General features: G+C 47.4%; 17 protein-coding genes. 14 read left to right on the top strand and 3 right to left on the bottom strand.

All coding sequences use genetic code 11. The features are described from left to right. Positions 1-4 precede the first annotated feature (4 nt). The 12 genes from HGO26_RS15140 (at position 5) to HGO26_RS15085 (ending at position 16,091) form a co-directional block, all read left to right on the top strand. Complete coding sequence (locus HGO26_RS15140) at positions 5-2,083, top strand: FUSC family protein (RefSeq protein ID WP_168826183.1); 2,079 nt, start codon at positions 5-7, stop codon at positions 2,081-2,083. 163 nt (positions 2,084-2,246) lie between these two features. Then, complete coding sequence (locus HGO26_RS15135) at positions 2,247-2,423, top strand: hypothetical protein (protein ID WP_168826181.1); 177 nt, start codon at positions 2,247-2,249, stop codon at positions 2,421-2,423. A gap of 3 nt (positions 2,424-2,426) precedes the next feature. After that, positions 2,427-3,923: a sodium/proline symporter PutP gene (gene putP, locus HGO26_RS15130; RefSeq protein WP_168826179.1), complete on the top strand. Its 1,497-nt coding sequence runs from the start codon at positions 2,427-2,429 to the stop codon at positions 3,921-3,923. An 11-nt stretch (positions 3,924-3,934) separates the two neighbouring features. Continuing rightward, positions 3,935-5,035, top strand: a complete 1,101-nt coding sequence (gene proB, locus HGO26_RS15125) for a glutamate 5-kinase (RefSeq protein ID WP_105250714.1) — start codon at positions 3,935-3,937, stop codon at positions 5,033-5,035. A gap of 19 nt (positions 5,036-5,054) precedes the next feature. Beyond that, positions 5,055-6,302: a glutamate-5-semialdehyde dehydrogenase gene (locus HGO26_RS15120; protein WP_168826177.1), complete on the top strand. Its 1,248-nt coding sequence runs from the start codon at positions 5,055-5,057 to the stop codon at positions 6,300-6,302. A gap of 402 nt (positions 6,303-6,704) precedes the next feature. After that, on the top strand, positions 6,705-8,891 hold the full coding sequence (locus tag HGO26_RS15115) for a TonB-dependent siderophore receptor (protein ID WP_168826175.1): 2,187 nt from the start codon (positions 6,705-6,707) through the stop codon (positions 8,889-8,891). Between the two features lie 39 nt (positions 8,892-8,930). Beyond that, entirely contained in the window at positions 8,931-9,572 is a 642-nt protein-coding gene (locus HGO26_RS15110) for a nickel transporter (RefSeq protein ID WP_113940190.1), read from the top strand. A 27-nt stretch (positions 9,573-9,599) separates the two neighbouring features. Continuing rightward, on the top strand, positions 9,600-10,649 hold the full coding sequence (locus HGO26_RS15105; RefSeq protein WP_168826173.1) for an efflux RND transporter periplasmic adaptor subunit: 1,050 nt from the start codon (positions 9,600-9,602) through the stop codon (positions 10,647-10,649). A 4-nt stretch (positions 10,650-10,653) separates the two neighbouring features. Further along, positions 10,654-13,821, top strand: a complete 3,168-nt coding sequence (locus tag HGO26_RS15100; RefSeq protein ID WP_168826171.1) for an efflux RND transporter permease subunit — start codon at positions 10,654-10,656, stop codon at positions 13,819-13,821. Further along, entirely contained in the window at positions 13,814-14,182 is a 369-nt protein-coding gene (locus HGO26_RS15095) for a hypothetical protein (RefSeq protein ID WP_168826169.1), read from the top strand. The genes HGO26_RS15100 and HGO26_RS15095 overlap by 8 nt, the downstream gene beginning before the upstream one ends. After that, a complete protein-coding gene (locus HGO26_RS15090; protein WP_168826167.1) occupies positions 14,179-15,768 on the top strand; it encodes a PepSY-associated TM helix domain-containing protein in 1,590 nt (529 codons plus the stop codon). Before HGO26_RS15095 ends, HGO26_RS15090 begins: the two co-directional genes overlap by 4 nt. Then, a complete protein-coding gene (locus HGO26_RS15085; protein ID WP_168826165.1) occupies positions 15,765-16,091 on the top strand; it encodes a DUF3325 domain-containing protein in 327 nt (108 codons plus the stop codon). The genes HGO26_RS15090 and HGO26_RS15085 overlap by 4 nt, the downstream gene beginning before the upstream one ends. A gap of 277 nt (positions 16,092-16,368) precedes the next feature. Here HGO26_RS15085 and HGO26_RS15080 read toward each other — a convergent pair whose 3' ends face one another. Together HGO26_RS15080 and HGO26_RS15075 are read right to left on the bottom strand one after the other, a co-directional pair. Next, the gene (locus HGO26_RS15080; protein ID WP_168826164.1) at positions 16,369-17,526 is read right to left on the bottom strand and encodes a hypothetical protein; all 1,158 of its coding nucleotides are present in this window, start codon (positions 17,524-17,526) and stop codon (positions 16,369-16,371) included. Further along, positions 17,523-18,023, bottom strand: coding sequence for a DUF4365 domain-containing protein (locus tag HGO26_RS15075; RefSeq protein WP_168826162.1), 501 nt, complete (start codon positions 18,021-18,023; stop codon positions 17,523-17,525). The genes HGO26_RS15080 and HGO26_RS15075 overlap by 4 nt, the downstream gene beginning before the upstream one ends. 276 nt (positions 18,024-18,299) lie before the next feature. Between HGO26_RS15075 and HGO26_RS15070 the strand changes: the two genes are divergently transcribed. Continuing rightward, a complete protein-coding gene (locus HGO26_RS15070; RefSeq protein WP_168826160.1) occupies positions 18,300-18,455 on the top strand; it encodes a hypothetical protein in 156 nt (51 codons plus the stop codon). Here the strand turns inward: HGO26_RS15070 and HGO26_RS15065 are convergent. Continuing rightward, entirely contained in the window at positions 18,432-19,964 is a 1,533-nt protein-coding gene (locus HGO26_RS15065; RefSeq protein ID WP_168826158.1) for a DUF3612 domain-containing protein, read from the bottom strand. The genes HGO26_RS15070 and HGO26_RS15065 overlap by 24 nt on opposite strands. A 255-nt stretch (positions 19,965-20,219) precedes the next feature. On the opposite strand from HGO26_RS15065, the gene HGO26_RS15060 reads away from it, so the two are divergent. Continuing rightward, a complete protein-coding gene (locus tag HGO26_RS15060) occupies positions 20,220-20,783 on the top strand; it encodes an aldolase/citrate lyase/malate synthase family protein (RefSeq protein WP_168826156.1) in 564 nt (187 codons plus the stop codon). The last annotated feature ends 97 nt before the right edge of the window (positions 20,784-20,880 follow it).

Here is a 20,880-nt window from a genome sequence, read left to right as displayed (position 1 = left end):
CATTATGGCGCTGTTACTTAAGAGTTTATTTTTTCCTGACCGACGAACCCTCATCTTCGCGATTAAAGGCGTGATCTCGATGGCGCTCGCCTTATATGTGGCCATGTTCTTAAATTTAGAACGGCCATATTGGGCGCTGGTGTCGGCGGTATTTTTGCAAATTCGCCCCGAAAGTGGACTCGTGATAGAAAAGGGCTTATGCCAAATCGGCGGCACCTTAGTCGGCGCGCTCGCGGGGATTGCCATACTCAACGGGTTTACGCCCTATCCCGAACTCGCCTTAGGATTACTCGCCTGCTGGATAGGACTAAATTCTGGGTTGTCGGCCATGGTGCGTCAGCAAAACTTTGTCTATGCCTTTGCTATGGCGGGCATGACAGCCTGCTTGATAGTGCTCATTGTGATGGCGAGCCCGAGCACAGCCGATAGTGCAAAAATATTCGATGTGGCGCAGGCGAGGATCAGCGAAATTATCGTCGGCGCAATTTGTGCCGTCTTGGTCAGTTCGCTACTTTGGCCGACTAAGGTAAAACATGGTCTGCAACTGCATGCTAAAAACACAATTAATCAAACACTTAACTATCTTGCATTAGAACTAGATTTACAGGGCGTACATGCGAGCCGCCATGAACATATCGACACTATTATGGAATCAGTATCGGCGCTGAGTGACGACTCCAGCGCGGTGATTTATGAAGGTCCCGAAGGTCGCGGGCAGAGCCATGCGGCGAACTTTCTCTGCAATAAAACCCTTTCGCTGTTGGCGGCAATCCAAATATTTGGCCGACTACAACGTAATCATTCCCATCTGGTCAGCGAACCGCTCGCGAAAACCTTAGCCAATATGCGCAGCAGTTTTACCCTGATGGCGCAATCCACTGATGACCAAGAATGCTACAAAATGGCGCGTACTTTAAGGTATCAACTCCAACAAAACCTGATGCAATACCGCGACCGAACCCCATTAGAGACTCGCTTACTCAAAATTGCGATGGAGTTAAGCGCCGATCTGATCATGGTGCTCAAGAGTTATAACGTACTGACAAGCAATTCTGCGGTACAACTCAACGCGCCGCCAATGGAATTTCACCGAGATCCACTGATAGGGTTTACGACCGGTCTACGCAGCATGGCGGTATTTGTCATTGGGGCTTCGCTGTGGATCGGCACAGGATCGAGTGCGGTACTCATGATGATCCTGATGCCTGTGGTCTTTTCCATGATGATGGCGCGCCAGCCACTGCCGATGTTAACCACGATTTTGCGCCGCATTCTTGTCGGCATCACTATCGCTGTGCCCCTCACAGTGTTTTACGCTTTACCTTTACTAGCACAGAGTAGCGGCGATTTTGAAATCCTCGTTTTAGTGCTCGCTGGGCCGTTTTTTATTGGCTTACTCGCCTTGGCGAATCGACCGACCTTGCCCTATGGGCTCGGCATTTGCGTGCCGTTTGCGGTGTTAGTGCAGCCCAGCAACACCATTTCATTTGCGATAGAAAACACTGTCAGCAATGCCTTAGCGATTTTTGTTGGCGTTACTGTGCTGTATTGGTTGTTTAAATTGATTACCGAACCTAGCCAGCGTTTGATGCAATATCGTCTGCTGCAATCTATCCAAAAAGATCTAGTGCATATCGCGCAGCATAGCGATCCTGAGCCTTGGTTTAACGCCCGCATGGGCGATCGACTGCTGCGGATAGCCAGTTACGAAAAAGGCTCGGGCAAGAGTTCGAGGGTATTTACCGATCTGGTGTTCACTGCACTTAATCTAGGCCATGTGTCGATTCGAATGCGGCGCATGTTGCAGGGGATTTCAGATACGCACTCAGACTTAGGCTTAGGCTTAGAAAATGCACTCAACCTCTGGCAACACAATTTAGGTCAGGCATTTATCGCCTGCGCCCACGGCCAAGTCGCAGAAGAGTTTAACATCAGCAGCGAGGCCTTATTACAAGCGCTGGCGCAATGCCCGTTACCCCACGAACAATTCACTCTGATTACAGGGATGTTTGAACGCATCACATTAACCTTCGAACGCACTGCCCACAGTATCGCCGAGCAGAAAAACACCTCAGCAAAATAGTCAGTTCTCAAACTATTTTCCGCCCCAAAAGCTACTCTCGTACCGCCGCCACAACCATTTAAATCCAATAGAAGCTTGATATTTGGCCGATAAAATGCCTTAATATAATTAGATCACTAACTATATTGGTGATATAAATTCAATTATCAACCAAGGAGCAATTATGTCTACGGAGAACCCACCAGAGGAAAATCTTATCTCGCAAGTAGCAAGCTTTACCCGATTACACGCCAAGGAAACAATGCAGTTTATGTGTTTATGCGCAATATTAAGCACCTATCTCTTTGTCATTTTGAAACCGAGTATTATTCAAAATAACAAAGCGTTAGGAGACAAATAATCCATGAATTACCTGGCTTACGTTTCCTTAGCGATTTACTTTATCGCCATGCTTGCTATTGGCTTATTCGCCTATAAAAAATCCACCAGCGATGTATCCGGCTATATTTTGGGCGGCCGCAAGGTGAGCCCACAGGTCACCGCACTCTCAGCGGGTGCATCTGACATGAGTGGCTGGATGCTAATGGGTCTTCCCGGCGCAATGTTTTTGGTTGGTTTCGAAACCATTTACATCGCACTTGGACTATTAATTGGTGCTCTAATTAATTACTTGGTCGTTGCACCCAAATTAAGGGTCTATACCGAAGTCGCGGATAACGCCCTTACTATCCCAGAGTTTTTTGCTAAACGCTTCGGCAATGCCAACAGCAGTATCCGAATTATCTCGGCCGTGATCATTGTGATCTTCTTTACCTTGTATACCTCAGCGGGTTTAGTGGCTGGCGGTAAGTTATTTGAGTCAGCATTCGGCCTGAACTACGACATAGGTTTAGTCGTCACCCTCGGCGTAGTGGTTTCTTATACCTTGTTGGGCGGATTCTTAGCAGTGAGCCTCACTGACTTTGTCCAAGGCTGTATCATGTTTGTCGCTTTAATCTTAGTGCCCGTGGTGGCATATCAAGAGTTTACCAGCGCTGACACTATGCTGAACTTTGCGTATCAATCGATTCCACACTTCACCGATGCCATGCAAAACGTCACTATGTTAGGGCTTATCTCAAGCTTATCTTGGGGACTCGGTTACTTTGGCCAACCGCATATTATTGTGCGCTTTATGGCTATTCGTTCAGTCGCTGACATTAAAACCGCCAGACACATAGGTATGGGCTGGATGACAGTGACCATTGTGGGTGCACTGGCAACAGGTCTTGTCGGTATCGCTTACGCCAATAAATTTGGCATGAAGCTGACCGATCCTGAAACCATCTTTATCGTGTTTTCTGAGTTGTTGTTCCATCCGATCATTAGTGGCTTCTTATTAGCCGCAATTCTGGCCGCGATCATGAGCACCATTTCATCGCAACTATTAGTGTCATCAAGCTCGCTAACGGAAGATATCTATCGCGTGATCTCGAAGAAAGAATCTAGCGAAAAAGACATGGTGAAAATGGGACGCTTTGGCGTAGCTGGCGTGGCAATTGTCGCAAGTCTACTGGCGCTTGACCGCTCTAGCAGTGTGCTGTCATTGGTGAGTAATGCATGGGCAGGATTCGGTGCAGCCTTCGGTCCGTTAGTCTTGTTTAGCTTGTATAAAGCTAACCTAACCCACAAAGCCGCGATTGCCGGCATAGTGTCAGGCGCAGCTACAGTGTTGTTTTGGATTTATGCACCAGTACTTGCTGACGGTAAAGCTTTAACCACAGTGGTGTATGAGATGATCCCCGGCTTTGCCGTGAGCAGTGTGGTGATTTGGATAGTCTCGTTACTCGATACTGATCCCTGTGCCAAAACCACTAAATTATTCCATAAGGCTGGCCGTGTTTTAGCCGAAGACAGATGAGGCGCGCAGGTATGACTGACTTACCCTGGAAACGCATTGTCGTTAAGGTAGGTAGTGCCCTGATTGCTCCACACAAACAAGGTTGCAGCAGCCACTACTTACTCGGCATTGCCCAATTTATTACTTATTGTCGTGCCCAAGGGATCCAAGTTGTCTTGGTCTCTTCGGGCTCAGTCGCTGCAGGATGGCATCACTTTGGCGAGGTTGATAAACCGAGCGTCACAGTGAAGAAAGCCATGGCTGCAGCGGGCCAGGCCGATATGATGGCCACATGGAACAAGTTATTTGATTTCCCAACCGCACAGCTACTGTTAACCCACGGTGATTTACGCAATCGAGATCGTTACATCAGTATTAAAGACACGATTTTCAGCCTACTCGAACATGGGCTACTGCCAATCATCAACGAGAACGATGCCGTCACCGCCGACAAGCTCAAAGTTGGCGATAACGATAATCTCTCGGCCATGGTCGCCGCGGCGGCCGATGCCGATACGCTGATTATCTGTTCTGATGTGAATGGGCTTTACACGCAAAACCCCCATGAATATCCCGATGCACAGCTTATCAAGCAGGTGACCGAGATTAATGCCGAGATCTACGCCATGGCAGGCGGCGCCAGCAGTGCCGTCGGTACGGGGGGAATGCGGACTAAAATACAAGCCGCCAAGAAGGCGATTTCCCACGGGATCGAAACCTTTATTATCAATGGTTTTGATGCCGACTCATTCAACCAATTGTTGAAGGGCCAAAACCCAGGAACCTTATTTACCCCCGATGAGAAGCCAATGCAGGATCACTTGCACTGGATGACACATACCTCGCAGGCTCAAGGCGAAGTCATTGTTGAAAATGACTTTAATATCGCCCTTGATATCCATAGCGAGCAATTGACCAGTGACGATGTCGTTGCCATCAATGGGGACTTTTCTGTCGGTGACACCATTTTAGTACGCAAAGACGATGGCACTAAATTGGCCAAGGCCAAATCCAATTACAGCAGTTGTTTACTTAGCTTTATTACGGACCAAGACGATCGCGAGTTTGCCAGTGAATTTCAGCAAAAGACTGGACCGATCATTTCCGAGAAAAACATCGCCATTCTCGAGTAAACATCTAAGCGGAGTAAATATGACTTTAATCAAAAATTTATCTCAAGAAGCTGCCAAAGCGGCTCTGATCCTCGCCCAAGTTGACGAACAGCTTAAAAATACTGTACTCCTCGATATGGCACGCTCATTACGCGAAAAGTCCTATGAAATCCAAAGCGCAAATTTAATCGACTTACACAGAGCGACCGCCGATAACGTCGGCCCAGCCATGCTCGACCGATTAACGCTAACACCAGAGCGTATCGAAGCTATGGCGGTAGGCATTGAAACCATCGCCGCCTTGCCCGATCCGATTGGCAACGAACGTTATATAGGTCAACGACCTAATGGTTTATCCATCAGTAAGATGCGCGTTCCCTTAGGCGTGGTTTGTATGATTTATGAAGCACGTCCCAATGTCACCGCCGATGCGGGTGCCCTGTGCTTTAAATCCGGCAATGCCGTGATCCTGCGCGGTGGTAAAGAGGCGCTGCACAGCAGTAAAATTATCGCCACGATTTTGCAAAGCGTATTGAAACAATACGGCTTGCCCGAGGCGTTAATCACAGTAGTGCCCGACCCAGATCGCGCCCTCATGCTAGAACTGCTGCAGCAACGAGATTATATCGATGTGATCATTCCCCGCGGCGGTGAAGGCTTGATTAACTTTGTGACTGACAACAGTAAAATCCCAGTGATCCAGCATTTTAAAGGCGTGTGTCATTTATACGTCGATAAAGATGCCGATCTGGATATTGCTATGGACTTACTGCTCAATGGTAAAACCCAGCGCACTGGCGTATGTAATGCCCTCGAAGCCCTATTAGTACACCAAGAAATTGCCTCGCAATTCCTGCCTAAAGTAGCCAAAGCGCTGGCCGAGCATAAGGTTAAAATCAACGCTTGTACTCAAGCCGGTGGCTACTTCGAAAACTGTACGTATATGGAAGAAGACGATTTCGGCCAAGAGTATTTAGATCTCGAAATTGCCATTCGCCAAGTCGATCACTTTGACCATGCTATCCAACATATTGCCCGTTTTGGTAGCCAGCACACCGAAGTGATTTGCACCGAAAACGAAGTCACTGCCGCACACTTCCAACGTGCGGTCGATGCTTCTGTGGTAATGGTCAATGCCTCTTCGCGCTTCTCCGACGGCAGCGAACTCGGCCTTGGAGCAGAAATCGGCATCGCGACCTCTAAGCTACATGCCTATGGCCCAATGGGACTCGAATCCTTGACCGCTGAGAAGTATTTAGTCTCAGGCACAGGCCAAGTGCGGGCGTAAACCTAAGCTGTAAATCACACTTTTAGGCTTAACAAGTCCGTTGGATTTCGATTCAATTGTAAAGATTAAAGGCCACAGTCAGTAACGACTGTGGCCTTTTTGTTGGCTAAATTGACTCGAACCACAACAGCCTGAGTTCCCAGTCAATGCCCTGAAACCGAGTTATAGTAAGGCATGCGCTAAAAGTGCAGATCCCACTGCGACGGCTTATCACAGCTCGCTGACAAGCTATTCGCCAATAAGTTACAACCCAGCTTAAACAATTTACACATTGAGCATATTGCATTTATTTTCAACAAACCTATCATGCGATCGATTCTCATTTGCACCTAAACACTTTATTTGCACTCAGGATCACCAATCATCATTTAATCTGAAATCGCCTGAAAGGATTGAAATACCATGCCTCCCCTATCTGTTTTAACGTCTTGGCGCTCGCCATTGATCCCTGTACTTCTCAGCACACTTACTCTGTCGGTTCAAGCCAATACTGACCCTAAGCAAGATGAGAAAAAAGATACAGAACAGATAGAAAGATTGAACGTGGTAGGAACATACACCCGCGCGGCAATGAATAGCGCCACGGGTTTGTCTATGTCACTCAAAGAAACCCCACAAAGCGTCACTTTGATTACCGAAGAAATGATCAGTGACAAAGGTTTGGTCACTATGGAGTCAGTGTTAAATCACACTCCTGGCGTCACTATGGTGGGCGATGCCTCTGAAAATAGTCAGATATTCGTGCGCGGTTATGCACTCGACAGCGGTGTCCAAATTGACGGCTTAATCACGACTTCTTCATCCCATGTTTACAGCGGCTCAATTGATCAAGGTTTAGACCCTGTGATTGCCGAACGGGTTGAAGTATTAAAAGGGGCGGCAGGGATTTTAAGCGGTTTAGGTGAACCTTCTGCCACGGTTAATTTTATTCGTAAACGTCCAACGGATGACACCCGTGCCACGGCAAGTGCAAGTTATGGCTCATGGAATACCTATAGACTTGAGGCCGATGTTTCTGGCTGGCTAACGGATTCTGGCAATGTGAAAGGTCGATTCGTAAGTGCAGTGAAGAAAGGCGATTCTTTTATCGATCGCTATCAGCGCGATACCACAGTGCTCTATGGCGTAGTTGAAACGAGTCTCGGCACAGATACTAGCTTGTCGCTGTTTGCGGACTATCAAAAATCACAAACCGACGGTGTGTATAACTGGAACTCTAATCCCGCATTTTATACCGATGGCACAGCTGTCGATTTTGGCCGCAACTACTCTAGCTCACAGGACTGGACCCATTGGGACGTGACCCAAAAGAGTCTCATGGCCGAATTTAAACATAGATTCGATAACGACTGGTCACTCGTCAGTGCCTATCGTATTGCTAACGCCACCATAGACGCATTGGCCTTTTACCCAGGCGATTATATCGTCAAATCAACCGGCGAATTTGTTGGCCCTTGGGGCGATACCTATGCCGCCCAACATGATCGCGAATCCGATACCAACAGTTTCAACCTGTATGCAACGGGTAACTTCGACTTACTCGGCCGTGAACATAGCGCTGTGATCGGTTTTAACTATGGTGACAACGAGTTCGATAACATCAACACGAACTCCGCCCCCCAACGTCGCTATAACGTTGCGGATCAGGGCAATTACCCCAAGCCTAATATTCCTAATTCACCCACCAATGGCCAAACCAATGAGCAAAGCCAATCGGGTGTTTACGGCACTGTCCGTGTCAATCTGTTGGATTCACTGAAATTAATGGTCGGTGGACGCGTAAGTAACTGGTCCTATGAAAAGCATGATCTCGTGGGTAACAGCACAGATGCGACCATGGAAAAAACCGGTATTTTCATCCCCTACTACGGCCTAGTCTACGATGTGACCGAGCAGATCTCTGTCTACGCTAGCCGTACTGAAATCTTCAAACCTGGCACCTATTTTGGTGAAGATGGCCAACTGCTCGAACCTGCAGAAGGCACAAACGTCGAAGGCGGCGTCAAGGTCGCGCTGTTCGATGACACGCTAAACATGTCAGCCGCCATCTACGAAACCAATAAAGACAACGAACCCGAGTATGCAGGTAAAGGTCAGCTACCTTCCGGTGACTCTATCTACGAAAGTGTGGATGGGATTACCACCAAAGGCTATGAGTTAGAAATTGCCGGACGTCTTACCGACTTATGGGATATCAGCGGTGGTTATACCCACAACAATGCAGAAGATAAAGATGGCCTACGTCGTCAAACTTATCTGCCCGAAGATATCTTCAAACTCACCACTAAATATAACTTTGAAGATATTCTGCCGGGCATTACTGCAGGTGCGAGCTGGCGCTGGCAGAGCAGCACCTTCTATCAAGGCACTATTTGGGGTGTCGATGGCGCGCCGAATGTGGCTTACCGCCAAACACAATCAGCCTACTCACTCGTTGACTTAATGTTTGGCTACCAAATAACACCTTCTATTTCTATGCAATTGAACATTAACAATATTTTCGACAAGAACTACAACCGTTCACTCTGGGGTTACGCCGACTTTGGCGAGCCACGTAATGCCACACTATCACTACGTTGGACGCTCTAAAACATAGCCCCAAACCGAAATAACATTAAGGATGATCAAATGAAACAAGCACTTGCAATACTCACTTTACTCGGCGGTATCGCTTTTTCGGCTCAAGCACATGAAGTATGGCTTGAGCGTAATAACGATGGTTCGGTTAAAGTGCAATTTGGCGAACCGGGTTCAGAGCAAGCTTCGGCAGAAGAGTTAGCATCGTTAAGCGCGGCGCGTATTTTCGCCGCCAATGCCAAGACACCGTTAACCGCCACAGCGCAGGCCGATCATCTACTGGTCAAAACCCAAGATAGCAAGAGTGACATCAGTTTCTATGCCGATACTGCGTGGCAACCATGGAAAACTGAGACCGGACTACAGGCCGCAATACTCTATGCACGCACTGGACAAGAACACACAAAAGCGCTGCAAGATTTTGAATTTACGCCAGTAAAGTCAGGCGTTCCCGAGTTTGTGCTTAGCTATAAAGGCGCACCACTGGTGAATCATCCAGTACAAGTTTATCGCCCCGGTTTTTGGAGTAAATCTTTCACCACCGATGCCCAAGGTAAATTCGCCCTCGATACCCCAGATGCGGGCCGCTACTTACTCGTCAGTAATCACACCACTGAAGGTAAACAAACACTCGCAGGCAACGAGGTTGATAGCGTTTTACACATCACCACCACGAGTTTTATCACTCAGTAATAATCTTAATAGTGAGATGGAGTTAACGTGCGTTATTTAATGATAGGTTTATACATGCTGTGTTCTGCAGTCCACGCAAGCACAGCACCTGTAACAGTCGCCTTGCCCCAAACAGGCAGTACCAATGAACTTTTGCCACTCAGTGGCTCCATTAAATCCGCACGGGTAGCCCGCTTATCTGCACGTACCGATGGCTTAGTTGCCAAAGTACTGGTCGATGCGGGCTCGCAAGTCCGCGCTGGCCAGCCTCTACTCGCACTCGATGACACCTTAGCCATACACCAATTAGCACAGCGTCAGGCCGATGTAATGGCCGCTAAGACCATGCTGCTAGAAAAACAGCGACTCCTCACCGAAGCGCAAACACTCAGTTCTCAGCAATTATTCCCCGAAACTGAGCGCGCGATTCGCCAAGCGGCGTTAACCGAAGCCGAAGCTAATCTGCAGAGTTTAACGGCAGCATTAGCACACCAAAAAGAGGTGGTCGCCCGCCACCAACTGATCGCGCCGTTTGCGGGAGTGATTGCAAGCAAACAAACTGAAACTGGGGAATGGGTCAATGTCGGCACTGAAATCTTCACTTTAGTGTCCCAAGAACAGCTCTGGCTCGATATTCAAGTCCCACAGGAAATGTTCCAAAACATAGCCACTGCAACTCAAGTCGATATTGCCGCAGATATGCTGCCTGAACAGCAGTTTATCGGCCATGTGAATGCACTCGTCCCCGTGAGCGACCACAATGCTCGCAGCTTCTTGGTGCGCTTAACCATTCCTGATGCGAGTGGACTTTTGATGCCCGGCACATCGGCCACCGCCACCTTCCACTTACAGCGGGCGCAACACAGTGTTGTCGTGCCGCAAGATGCGCTAGTCCGTCACCCGGACGGCCAGTTCAGTGTCTTTACCGTGCAAAACAACATAGCCCAACGGCATACCGTTCAAGTGGGCCACACGAGCGCCATCGGGATTGAAATCCTTAGCCCATTACCTAAAGACGCGCCCGTAGTGATCCGCGGTAACGAAAGCCTACAAGACCAACAGCCAGTCTCTGTACTCAACTCTGCAGTAGGAGGTTAGTGGGATGCTGAAGTTTGGAATTAAACATGGCACCTTACTGTCGGTCATCGTCTTGATATTTTGCGTATTGGGCACGGCTGCAGCACTGCGTATCCCAATCCAAATGATCCCCGACTTAGATGTGCGCACCATCAGCGTGGCCACAGGTTGGCCGGGAGCGACACCGCAAGACGTCGAAAAAGAAATTCTGCTTGAGCAGGAACGCTACCTGCGCACCCTGCCCAACTTACAACGCATGACCTCTTGGGCCGATACGGGCTCGGCATGGATAGAACTCGAATTCCCCCAAAGCACAGAGATAAGCGATGCGCTTATTCGTGTTAGCAATGCGCTCAGCCAAGTATCGTCCTACCCTGAAAACGTCGATCAACCAAGGCTTTACAGCAGTTCATATTCAGACAACGCTTTCATGTATTTCCGCCTCGTGCCTGTCGCGGGGAACCCGCTGAATCTAGATATAGACATGATGCGCGATTTTGCTAACGATTTCATTCGCCCACAAATGGAGCGCGTCAAAGGCGTTTCCTCCGTCACTATTCAAGGCGGCGCTGAACGGCAAATTCAAATACGGCTCGATCCCGCCAAACTCGCCCAACGCGGCATCAGCATTATGGACGTGCGCCAAGCCATTCGAGATCGCAACAAAGACACTTCTGCGGGCGATATCGACAGTGGTAAAAAACGTTATTTACTGCGGGTAATTGGCCGTTTTGAGGATTTAAATCAACTTAAGCAACTGATTTTAAAACGCCAAGGTAATACGAATATTCTGCTGCAAGACGTTGCCGAGATAAAACTCGACCACGCCGAGATCCGAGAACTGTCCTTTGCCGAACAAGAACGTACCCTCAGCTTAGCGGTCAAACGGGATGTCGGTTCTAACGTTATCGCCATCAAAGATGCCATGATGCCCGTGATAGCGCAGATCAATCAAAATCAACTCGCCCAGCACGCCATGCAGTTAGAGTTATTCAGTGATGATGTGCGCTATGTGCAAGATTCGGTTGCAAATGTGTGGGTTAATTTGGGCATAGGTGCATTGCTGGCAACCTTGGTCATGTACCTCTTCTTGCGCTCGAATCGAGCCACCCTGATTGGTGTTATCGGTATTCCGCTGTGTACCTTAGCCGCCTTCGTCGGGCTGCTGGTGTTTGATCGCACCATTAATGTCATTTCATTGGCGGGTGTTGCCTTTGCCATCGGCATGACGGTCGATAACAGCATTGTGGTGCTCGAAAGCATTGAACAAGCGCGCAGACGCGGATTAGAGCATCTCGAAGCAGCCATAAGTGGTATCTACGATGTCTGGCCCGCAGTATTAGCCTCGACGCTCACCACAGTGCTAGTGTTTGTACCCATTCTATTTATCAAACAAGAAGCGGGGCAACTGTACTCGGATATCGCGATTGCCATCGCTTCATCCATTATCGCTTCTATGCTGGTCGCGGTGTTCATCGTACCCGCCGCTATTGCCCGTTTTGGTTTCGGTAAGATGCACTCGGCGCAGACAAACCAAAGTGAGCCGCCCAAAGCATCACGCATATTGAGCTTAGTCAGCCAACTTGTACTGTCGGCAAGACGCCGCGCCTTTGTGATTGTGCTGTCACTCGTCTCGACGATCGGGCTTGCGGCTTGGCTGATGCCTCCGGCCGAATATTTACCCGAAGGCGAAGAACCAAAAGCCTTTACTTCTATGGTCGCGCCGCCGGGTTACAACCTATCGGAAATGGCTAAAATTGCTGAAGAATTAACGACTCAGCTATCCGCAAGAGTCAATGCCGAGGCGGCATCCTTTGAACGTGGTGAGCAAAAGATCCCGCCGCTAAAATACTATACCCTCAGCGTGGGTGTCGGCAGTATTTGGGTGATGAGCGAACCCATTCGCAGCCAAGATATGGATGCCATGATGAGCTCACTCACCGCCTTGTTTGAGCAATATCCGGGCATGCGCGCCTATTCATCGCGGGGGTCGATTATTTCCAGCAACGATGGTGGCACCCGCGCTGTCGCCTTGGACATTTCTGGCCCAAATCAAGCCAGTCTCTATCGCGCTGCCGAAGCGGCGTATCAAGCGGCGGAAAAAGTATTTGCCGAGCCGCAGCTGTATTCTGACCCATCGACCTTGTCGCTAGACCAACCGCTGTGGCAGATCTCCCCTCGCTGGCAACGTCTTGTAGAACAAGATTTCAGCGGCAGCGAGTTTGGCTATGCGGTTTCGGCACTGAGCGATGGCGCCTATGTCGACGAGTTTTTCCTCAATGATAACAAGGTGGATATCTTTCTATTTAGTCTGGCAGGCAATCAACAGAGTCTGTCGCAATTGGCACTCGCGCCGATAGTCACGCCTAAGGGTAATGTACTGCCACTGCAAGCCTTGGCCGACATTAGTGAGCAAATGGATAGCGACAGTTTACGCCGCGTCGATGGCCGCAGAACCGTGACTCTTTACATTATTCCGCCGCGTTCCATTGCGTTAGAAACCGCTGTGGCTAAGGTGCGGGAAGAATTAGTCCCCATCCTCTATCAACAGGGTGCTGTCGGCAAAGATGTCAGTTTGGATATTTCGGGCGCAGCCGATCAGCTCGAAGCGACGAAAGCGGCACTCTCCAGCAATTTTCTGGTCGCCGTGTTGATCATCTACTTGTTATTAGTCGCGATTTTTAATCACTGGGGTTATCCGTTATTTGTGCTGATCACTATCCCGCTCGGACTTGCGGGCGGTTTAGTCGGCTTACAAGCGCTTAATTCTATTGGCAGCTTATTTGCGTATCTTGGCGGCCAAGGTTGGCACCAACCCTTTGATATGATTACTATGCTTGGATTTCTAATCCTACTCGGCACAGTCGTTAACAACCCTATTTTGATCGTAGAACAGAGCCGTAAAAACCTGCAATCAGGTCAGTTTGGTGTCGTTGATGCCGTAAAATCTGCCGTCGCCAGTCGATTACGACCAATTCTAATGTCTACCGCGACGACCTTGTTTGGCTTATTGCCGTTGGTGTTATTCCCCGGTGCTGGCAGCGAACTCTACCGCGGCGTTGGCATAGTGGTATTGGCAGGCATTATCGTGGCAACGCTACTCAGCTTAACCTTTTTACCCGCCCTGTTAATCTCTGTGCTATCCCGCACCCACAAGACAAATTCAGCAGAAGTGGCACACCATCATGACTGAAAAAACCAACATGACTCCACCGTTAACACAAAGACTGATGCGCTGGAAAACGTCAGCCATCTGGAGCGATAGCCTGAACATAGGCAATCGCTGCCTCGCAGCAACCTTTGGCGGCTATTTGTTAAGTGCAGTAGCGACTATTTTATTCGCGCAAATCCTGCCGTTATCTCAGGTTGATCGGGTGTTAACCGCCATGATGCTGTCATTTACTGTGTACACCTGCGCCGTGATTTGGGTGTTCAGCGTTAAATCAACATGGCGATACTGGCTGGATTTATTCGCGCTTAGCGGTCTGCTGTATTTAGCTTACCTCGCCGCTAAAGCGTTTGATGCAACAAGCGCTCAAGGGAGTGGATTATGAAAGACTCCTTTTTTCGTTCAATGACTTGGCTACACACTTGGGTTGGATTGCTCACCTGCTGGGTGTTGTTTCTGGTTTTTTTCGCCGGAACAGCGGCCTATTACCGTGCTGAAATCAACCTGTGGATGCAACCCGAAAACCACAGCAGCCAATATGATGCCAATGCGGATAATCAACAATTGATACTCAAGGGCCTCACGTCCTTGGCACAACAAGCGCCTGACGCTGAGTCATGGTGGATTTACTTACCAACACAACGGGTGCCATTACTGACCTATGCATGGAGCGATCCCGCCGCTGAAGGCCAGCGATTTGGTGATTATCATCAAGGCTTTATTAACCCTGCGACAGGTGAAGCCTTACCTAAAGCACGGGAAAGCCGAGGGGGCGACTTTCTCTATCGACTACATTTCGACTTGTACTACATGAGTGTGCTCACGGCGCGTTGGATTGTCGGCTTTTGCACTATGTTCATGCTGGTCGCCATCATCAGCGGGATAGTGATCCACAAACGTATTTTTAAGGATTTCTTTAGTTTTCGCCCCGGAAAAGGCCCGCGCTCTTGGTTAGATGCCCATGTCGCCAGCTCAGTTCTCGCATTGCCCTTTCATCTTATGATCACTTACACCGGCCTAGTGACTTTGATGTTTATGTATATGCCATGGGGACTTAACACGCAATATGGTGATGAAACTCAAGCCTTTTATTCGCAATGGAAACCCATTTACCAAACTCCCGCCGCCACTGGCACGCCAGCCACTATGCTCGATAGTCAGAGTTTACTCAGTGCGATTCACAGTGTCGTGGGTGAGTCGCCACTTGAAGGCTTGCAGTTTGATAATCTCAACGACAGCAATGCCAGCGTAACAGTCAAAATCGCCCCTGAGCACAGCTTAAATCAGCAAGCGCCTTGGTATCACTTGTCTACTGTGACAGGTGCAGTGTTGGCGCAGTCGGCTGTGACTTCGGGAGCAAATCAAACCCAAAGTGCCATGATAGCCCTGCACAGTGGTCGCTTTGCTGGCCAAGGCCTACGTTTACTGTATTTACTGGCGGGATTAACGGGCTGCGTGATGATCGCCAGCGGCGCGATTATGTGGGCCGATAAGCTGGCACAAAAGCAGCTTAAAAAAGATAAGAATCATAGCGGGCTCACGCTAGTGAACATGTTGAATCTCGCCACCTTTGGTGGCCTGCCCATTGCGCTAGCCTGTTATTTTTATGCCAATCGACTCTTACCCGTCACCTTTGCAGATAGAGAAAACTGGGAAATCCATTGTTTCTTTATCAGTTGGGCGTTAGTCGCACTGCTCGCTTGCTTCAAACGAGATAAACAAACATGGCAACGACTCTTTTTACTCACATCCTTGCTTTATGGCCTGCTACCTCTGCTCAACGCCATGACTTCGCAGTATCAGCTGATAAGCAATCTACAGCGCCAAGCCTATGTTCTCGCAGGATTTGATCTCATGATGCTCGCACTTGCAGCGCTGTTTTACATGGCAGCCAAACGCTTGCGTAGCCCTAAAAAAGTGCTGGCTACAAGGGTAACCAAAGCGACGACAGAATTAGGAGTTGAATCATGACAGCCACAGGCGAATTGTTAACCTGTTTTATCGCCATGGGGCTGTTGGCCTTATCTTATTTTAGCCACCACCGCGCCGTGCGTAACCGCCCGTTAACCGATGCACAGGCACGCGGATTTCGCACCACTGGTACTGCAACGCTCGTCCTGTGCTATTGGCTTGCCAGTCGTCATTACGGCCCCGCGTACGCAAGCGTATTACTGCTCGGCTGGGTGTGTTTAAGTTCAATAATCCTAGTAATTTTACTCAGCTACAAGCCACGCTGGTTACAGCCCATATTGCCCGCCAGCGCCGTAGTGTGTTTGCTCGGTTTGTTGTATTAAATAACGAATGAAATCGACCATGAGCGAGGCTAATTGATAAAAATCATAGAGTAGGGATTGTGAGATGAGTTCTTTTTAAAGCGATAAACACATGAGTGACGACATAACTAATGATTAAGCACTCTCATTCCAGTGACTCGCCGTGAATATATCCCTATAGGCTCGACGGCGGCATCCATGCCGCCAACGGTCACTTACACGCGAGTGCTTAATCTCGTTAGCCCTTCATATCTATGATAATCCGTTATTCCACTTAACTAAAAAACATCACAATACATTAGAGCCTACATTCATCCTCCGAGTTAGAATGACTACCTACTACTTTAAAATTATGCGAATCAAGCATCTTTGCTGACTTTGCGGTTACATGCAGTGCGCCTTTACAACTCACAAACTCTTTTCTTTCATGTGCATGCACAGCGTCCCAATAGTCATTTAAAGCTAATTGCATAACCACATTTTTTTCGACACCTCGAACAAGAGATCTAACAGTAATCTCGCCGAAATCATCATCAGGTAAATGTGTCATTCTGCTAACTAAGCCAAATGCTTCATAGGCTTTAATAACATAATTCCCTTTATAAAATGCTGATGCGAGCTCTAGTGTAGGCACCTGTTCCGAACAGAAGTTAAATTGCTTTGGCATATTTTGGATATCGGCTTCAGCTCCAGCCAGATATATACTTATTGTGAATGACCTAGTTTTGGCAGTACCACTTAAGCCAACTAGTGCATCACATAAATTAGCACTTACACCACTTTCCACAATTGATTCGAATTCAAATACGCTTTCTGTATTTTGATAAGATTTTATCCCATTCTCTAAAGCTAACAAGCTACGAGACAAATTATTAGTGACAGCTCTAGTAATTGATATTTTATCTTGATCTAATTGGGCATCAAAAGACTCTACAATAGGAGCTATTAAATTAACGACAAAACTACCAACTTCTGTTTGGCCTAAGCGCAGTTGCTTTATAAAATTTTGAACATCAGTGTTACGTTGACCAGTAAAATGTGCTTTTTTTCTAAATGTAGAGAGTGTTGTTGCTGCAAGTAAGTCTCTTGATTTTTCAATAAGTAAAACTCCATCATCGATAGGAATAGTGCCTTCTTCTACATCGGCATGTACAACCCGTATTTTCACACTATCAGAAAAAAAATTATCTATTGCTCTTATAATTTTTAAAGGAGATCTATTTTCAAACTCTGAGAGCGAATTTACCGCGTCCAATATGCGCTGTTGATAGCCCTTAATATTAATCGATGTTGGTTGTATGACCTCAAAGTCAAAAAAACCTTCTTCTCTTCGATGCCAAATTGTAGCTTGACCGAAAACATCGCCATCTGGCACCCATCCATTTGACCGTAAGTAACATTCTAAATTTTTAGGCGGTATATTATGGGTAATATTTTTTAACTGAGAAATATTCATGCAGCAATACCTTCATGACTTGCCGACTCCATCAACAAAAACATACTAGTAGCTGTTAAGATATTTTCTCTTGGGATCTTAATTGTAACTGATGTTCCATTGGTAGTTTCTTTCAAATCTCTCAGCGAAATCCAATAGCAACAATGTTTCATTTTCATGTGATCAAGTTCATATGAAAGCCATGCATCTGTCTCATTCGGCACAACTAGAACAAATAAAAGCCTAGGACACAAGAGATTATTCCCGCGTAGATCGTTGTAGTTTTTTATTGGAAGTTTGTAAGAAAAATATTCTTCGCAACCGTCATTACAGGCTGTGCACTTTAATTGAATCTCTAGCTGAGGATTACGAATAGTAGAGGCAAAACCTCTTCCTTTTAGAATTAAATCAACACTATCATCATCAACATCAGGAATTGCTGATCTAAAACCAATTTGAGCAGCAATCGCACTAACATACGCTCTACTTAACAATTCTTTCCTTTGATTTATATCCATTATGCCAACTAAAAATTTTGTTAAGAAACAATCTGAAAAATAAATAACATGCTAAAGCAACATGTTAGCCCTAGAGTTTATAGATTACGCTGTGCACAAAATACAAAGAAAGTGTTGACTGATCTTTAAGTATAACTGTGGCCACATCCCTACAATTTATCATTTTATGCTATAAGAATTTGAGTCAGTTAAGTAGTTATTTTTTAAACAACTATTACTTTAAACGTCTTTATTATGCTCAACATTATCATTACAGGCTGCTATGAATAGGAAGGGATGCAGGCTAAATTAAGCACTCTCATGGCAGTGACCGTTGGCGGCATGGATGCCGCCGTCGAGCCCTCAGGGACGAGTTTATGGCGAGTCACTGAAGTGAGAGTGCTTAACATCAATCCCATCTGCGATACTTTATTCAGTACCATCACACTGTGATTTACCTGCTTGATAGCAACTGGGTTGGCGTGGGCATACGGCGCCGCGAGAGCAAATAAGGCGGGCGTCATTTTTGATCCCGCGCTCTATCCAGTTGATATTGAGGATTTTTGCAACGCTCACCAGATCGCTTTTAATGTGTTTTGGAATAGTGACTGAACCGCCACTGGCGACACAGGCATCTTTCAAATCGTGGGCGATTGAGAGAGCATCTTTGCCTTGGGCTTCAATCGCCGGATTCAAATCAATACCGGCGCAGAGCACATGCGGGTTGCCCGCAGAATCTTCGACTTTAATCGACTCACAGCAGTAAATGCGTGGTTCGTTGCCGACGTTTAAAATCGAAATCTGTGCCGAAGTACCGACCGTCGGCTCACTGATCATCCTAAAGACGGCCCAATGCTGACAAGGGTCTTCCACTAGTCGCATATTGCCCCAAGGCAGTGGAATACCGTTACCACGATAAACGGCTTTGAGTTTGCCTGGCGCGTAAGCGTCGAAATAATGCCAATGAGGATAAGGAGAGACGACAGTCATGCGCCGCATGGCGACTGAAGCTGACACTTGCAGTTGCTTGTGTACTTCAATCTCATAGCCGTGGCGGTCGAGTAATTGGCGATAAGGCACTTTAGGGCACAGCAGCGCACCGGCGAAGAAGCTCGATTCAAAATCGCGCCACGCATGCAAGATATCCTGCGCGTTCAAGGTATTGGACTGCATACCCGCCTCTTCATCCACTTCTAATTTGCGGCCTGAGATCATTACACTCTTGAGGCCATCCTTGTTGTGCAACACGCAATGACCTATGTGCACGGCTAAATCATATTTGAGTCTGTTGGGGCGATTTTTGAGGATTTTATTTACATAAATCGTGCTCGGCGGCTCAATAAATGAGGTGACCAACTGACGCGAACTCACGCCCATTTCATCGATAACTTCCTGCGGCGTACTATCTATCCACTTGATTTTCAATCCCATTCCCTTAGCAATATCCAGCATATCGTCCAGAGATAAGGGCATACGTTTGAGGCCGACTTCTTCAGCGGCACGTTCAAGATCAGGGAAATGATTTTGATGGTGTTCTTGATGGGCGCGGATCAATAAATGGGCAAACTGCCGACCTGAGATCCCTGTTTGCGACAGCATCTCAGGTATCGCTATTTGTAAAATATCATTGGAAAACAAAAAGCTGGGTTCGAGTGCCATACCACTTATGCCACCACGTCGACCCTTGTCTGGCGTAATGGCGTTTTCTTCGGGCACATCGTCTAAGAACCATTCGGCGTCTTTTTGAAAAACCGCGGCGATCACAGCCAGCATTCCGGCACTAGGCACACGCTTGCCACGTTCGATCATCGACAAATATGACACAGAGGGCGCACTTCCCGCGTCGACTCGAATGCATCGTGCCGACAAATCTTCCATAGTTAAATTATTACGTTTCCGTAGGTTACGTATTTTTGTGCCTAGGAAATGTGATTTTCTCATCAAGCTCTGGTCATTGCGCATTTTGTAAAATTCACAGTGTAAAATTTTTATTGTGAAATTGTAGTCAAAAAAAGACTAGACTACAAATCAAGCAATCAAGGAAAGGCTAATGCGAAAAAGCTAAGCCATTCCAGTACAAAAAATGCTTAACCACTCCCACTAAAAGTGGCTAAGCACTCAAAGCGGACAAACCAAATTGAAGACAAACTTTGATAAGCCAAAAGTTAAATCAAAACCCTGAATTTTTTTAAATTGAAAGAGTGAGAGGAACAAGCGATGAATATATCAATTATCAAGAGCAACCAGATCCAACCGAATCTAAACAGCCTCATCGCAGAAGAAGTGCTAGCCGTGGCGCAAGTGAATGTCGCCGAGCACGAAAAGATCGCTAATGCGAAACAATTCCTCGACCGCCTCTTTCCACTTAACTCTGGTTCACACCAAGATGTGAGCAGCTATGTGGTTTACTACCAACACCTGTTGGCCTTTTTTGCCGACGGCAGCCACAGTGGTTTACGTCAGCCAAAACAGTTTGTGGCCTTTAACGGCACTAAAGATGCGCCTTGCGCCATAGTGTTACAGGACCTAGGTTGCCACGTTGAACTCAGTTTCGACCGCAGTGGCATGATAGGTGCGAGAGACGTTGCCAATCTGGAAGATATCCAAATCGGAACGTCATTAAACATGGTAGTCGGAACACCAGAGTCACGTTCTGCCGCATCGCGCCATTGGCTCAGCCTATTACATGCGGGTATGTCCAGCGCCAACGACACCCAAGATAAGTTGTTTACCGCAAAGGATGGCAGCGATTACAACTTGAAAAGTATCGTAAATTTATAATTTCACGTTTTGTAACCTCGCCATTTATTATCTAGCTAAGAAGATGAACTGAGCTCAGTTCATCTTCTTCAATTTACCCTCCTGCTTTGCACAATCC

Source organism: Shewanella oncorhynchi, from assembly GCF_012584455.1.
Classification (GTDB): domain Bacteria; phylum Pseudomonadota; class Gammaproteobacteria; order Enterobacterales; family Shewanellaceae; genus Shewanella; species Shewanella oncorhynchi.
The sequence above is the reverse complement of the archived record's forward strand: the minus strand, read 5'-3'. Positions and strand labels throughout refer to the sequence as shown.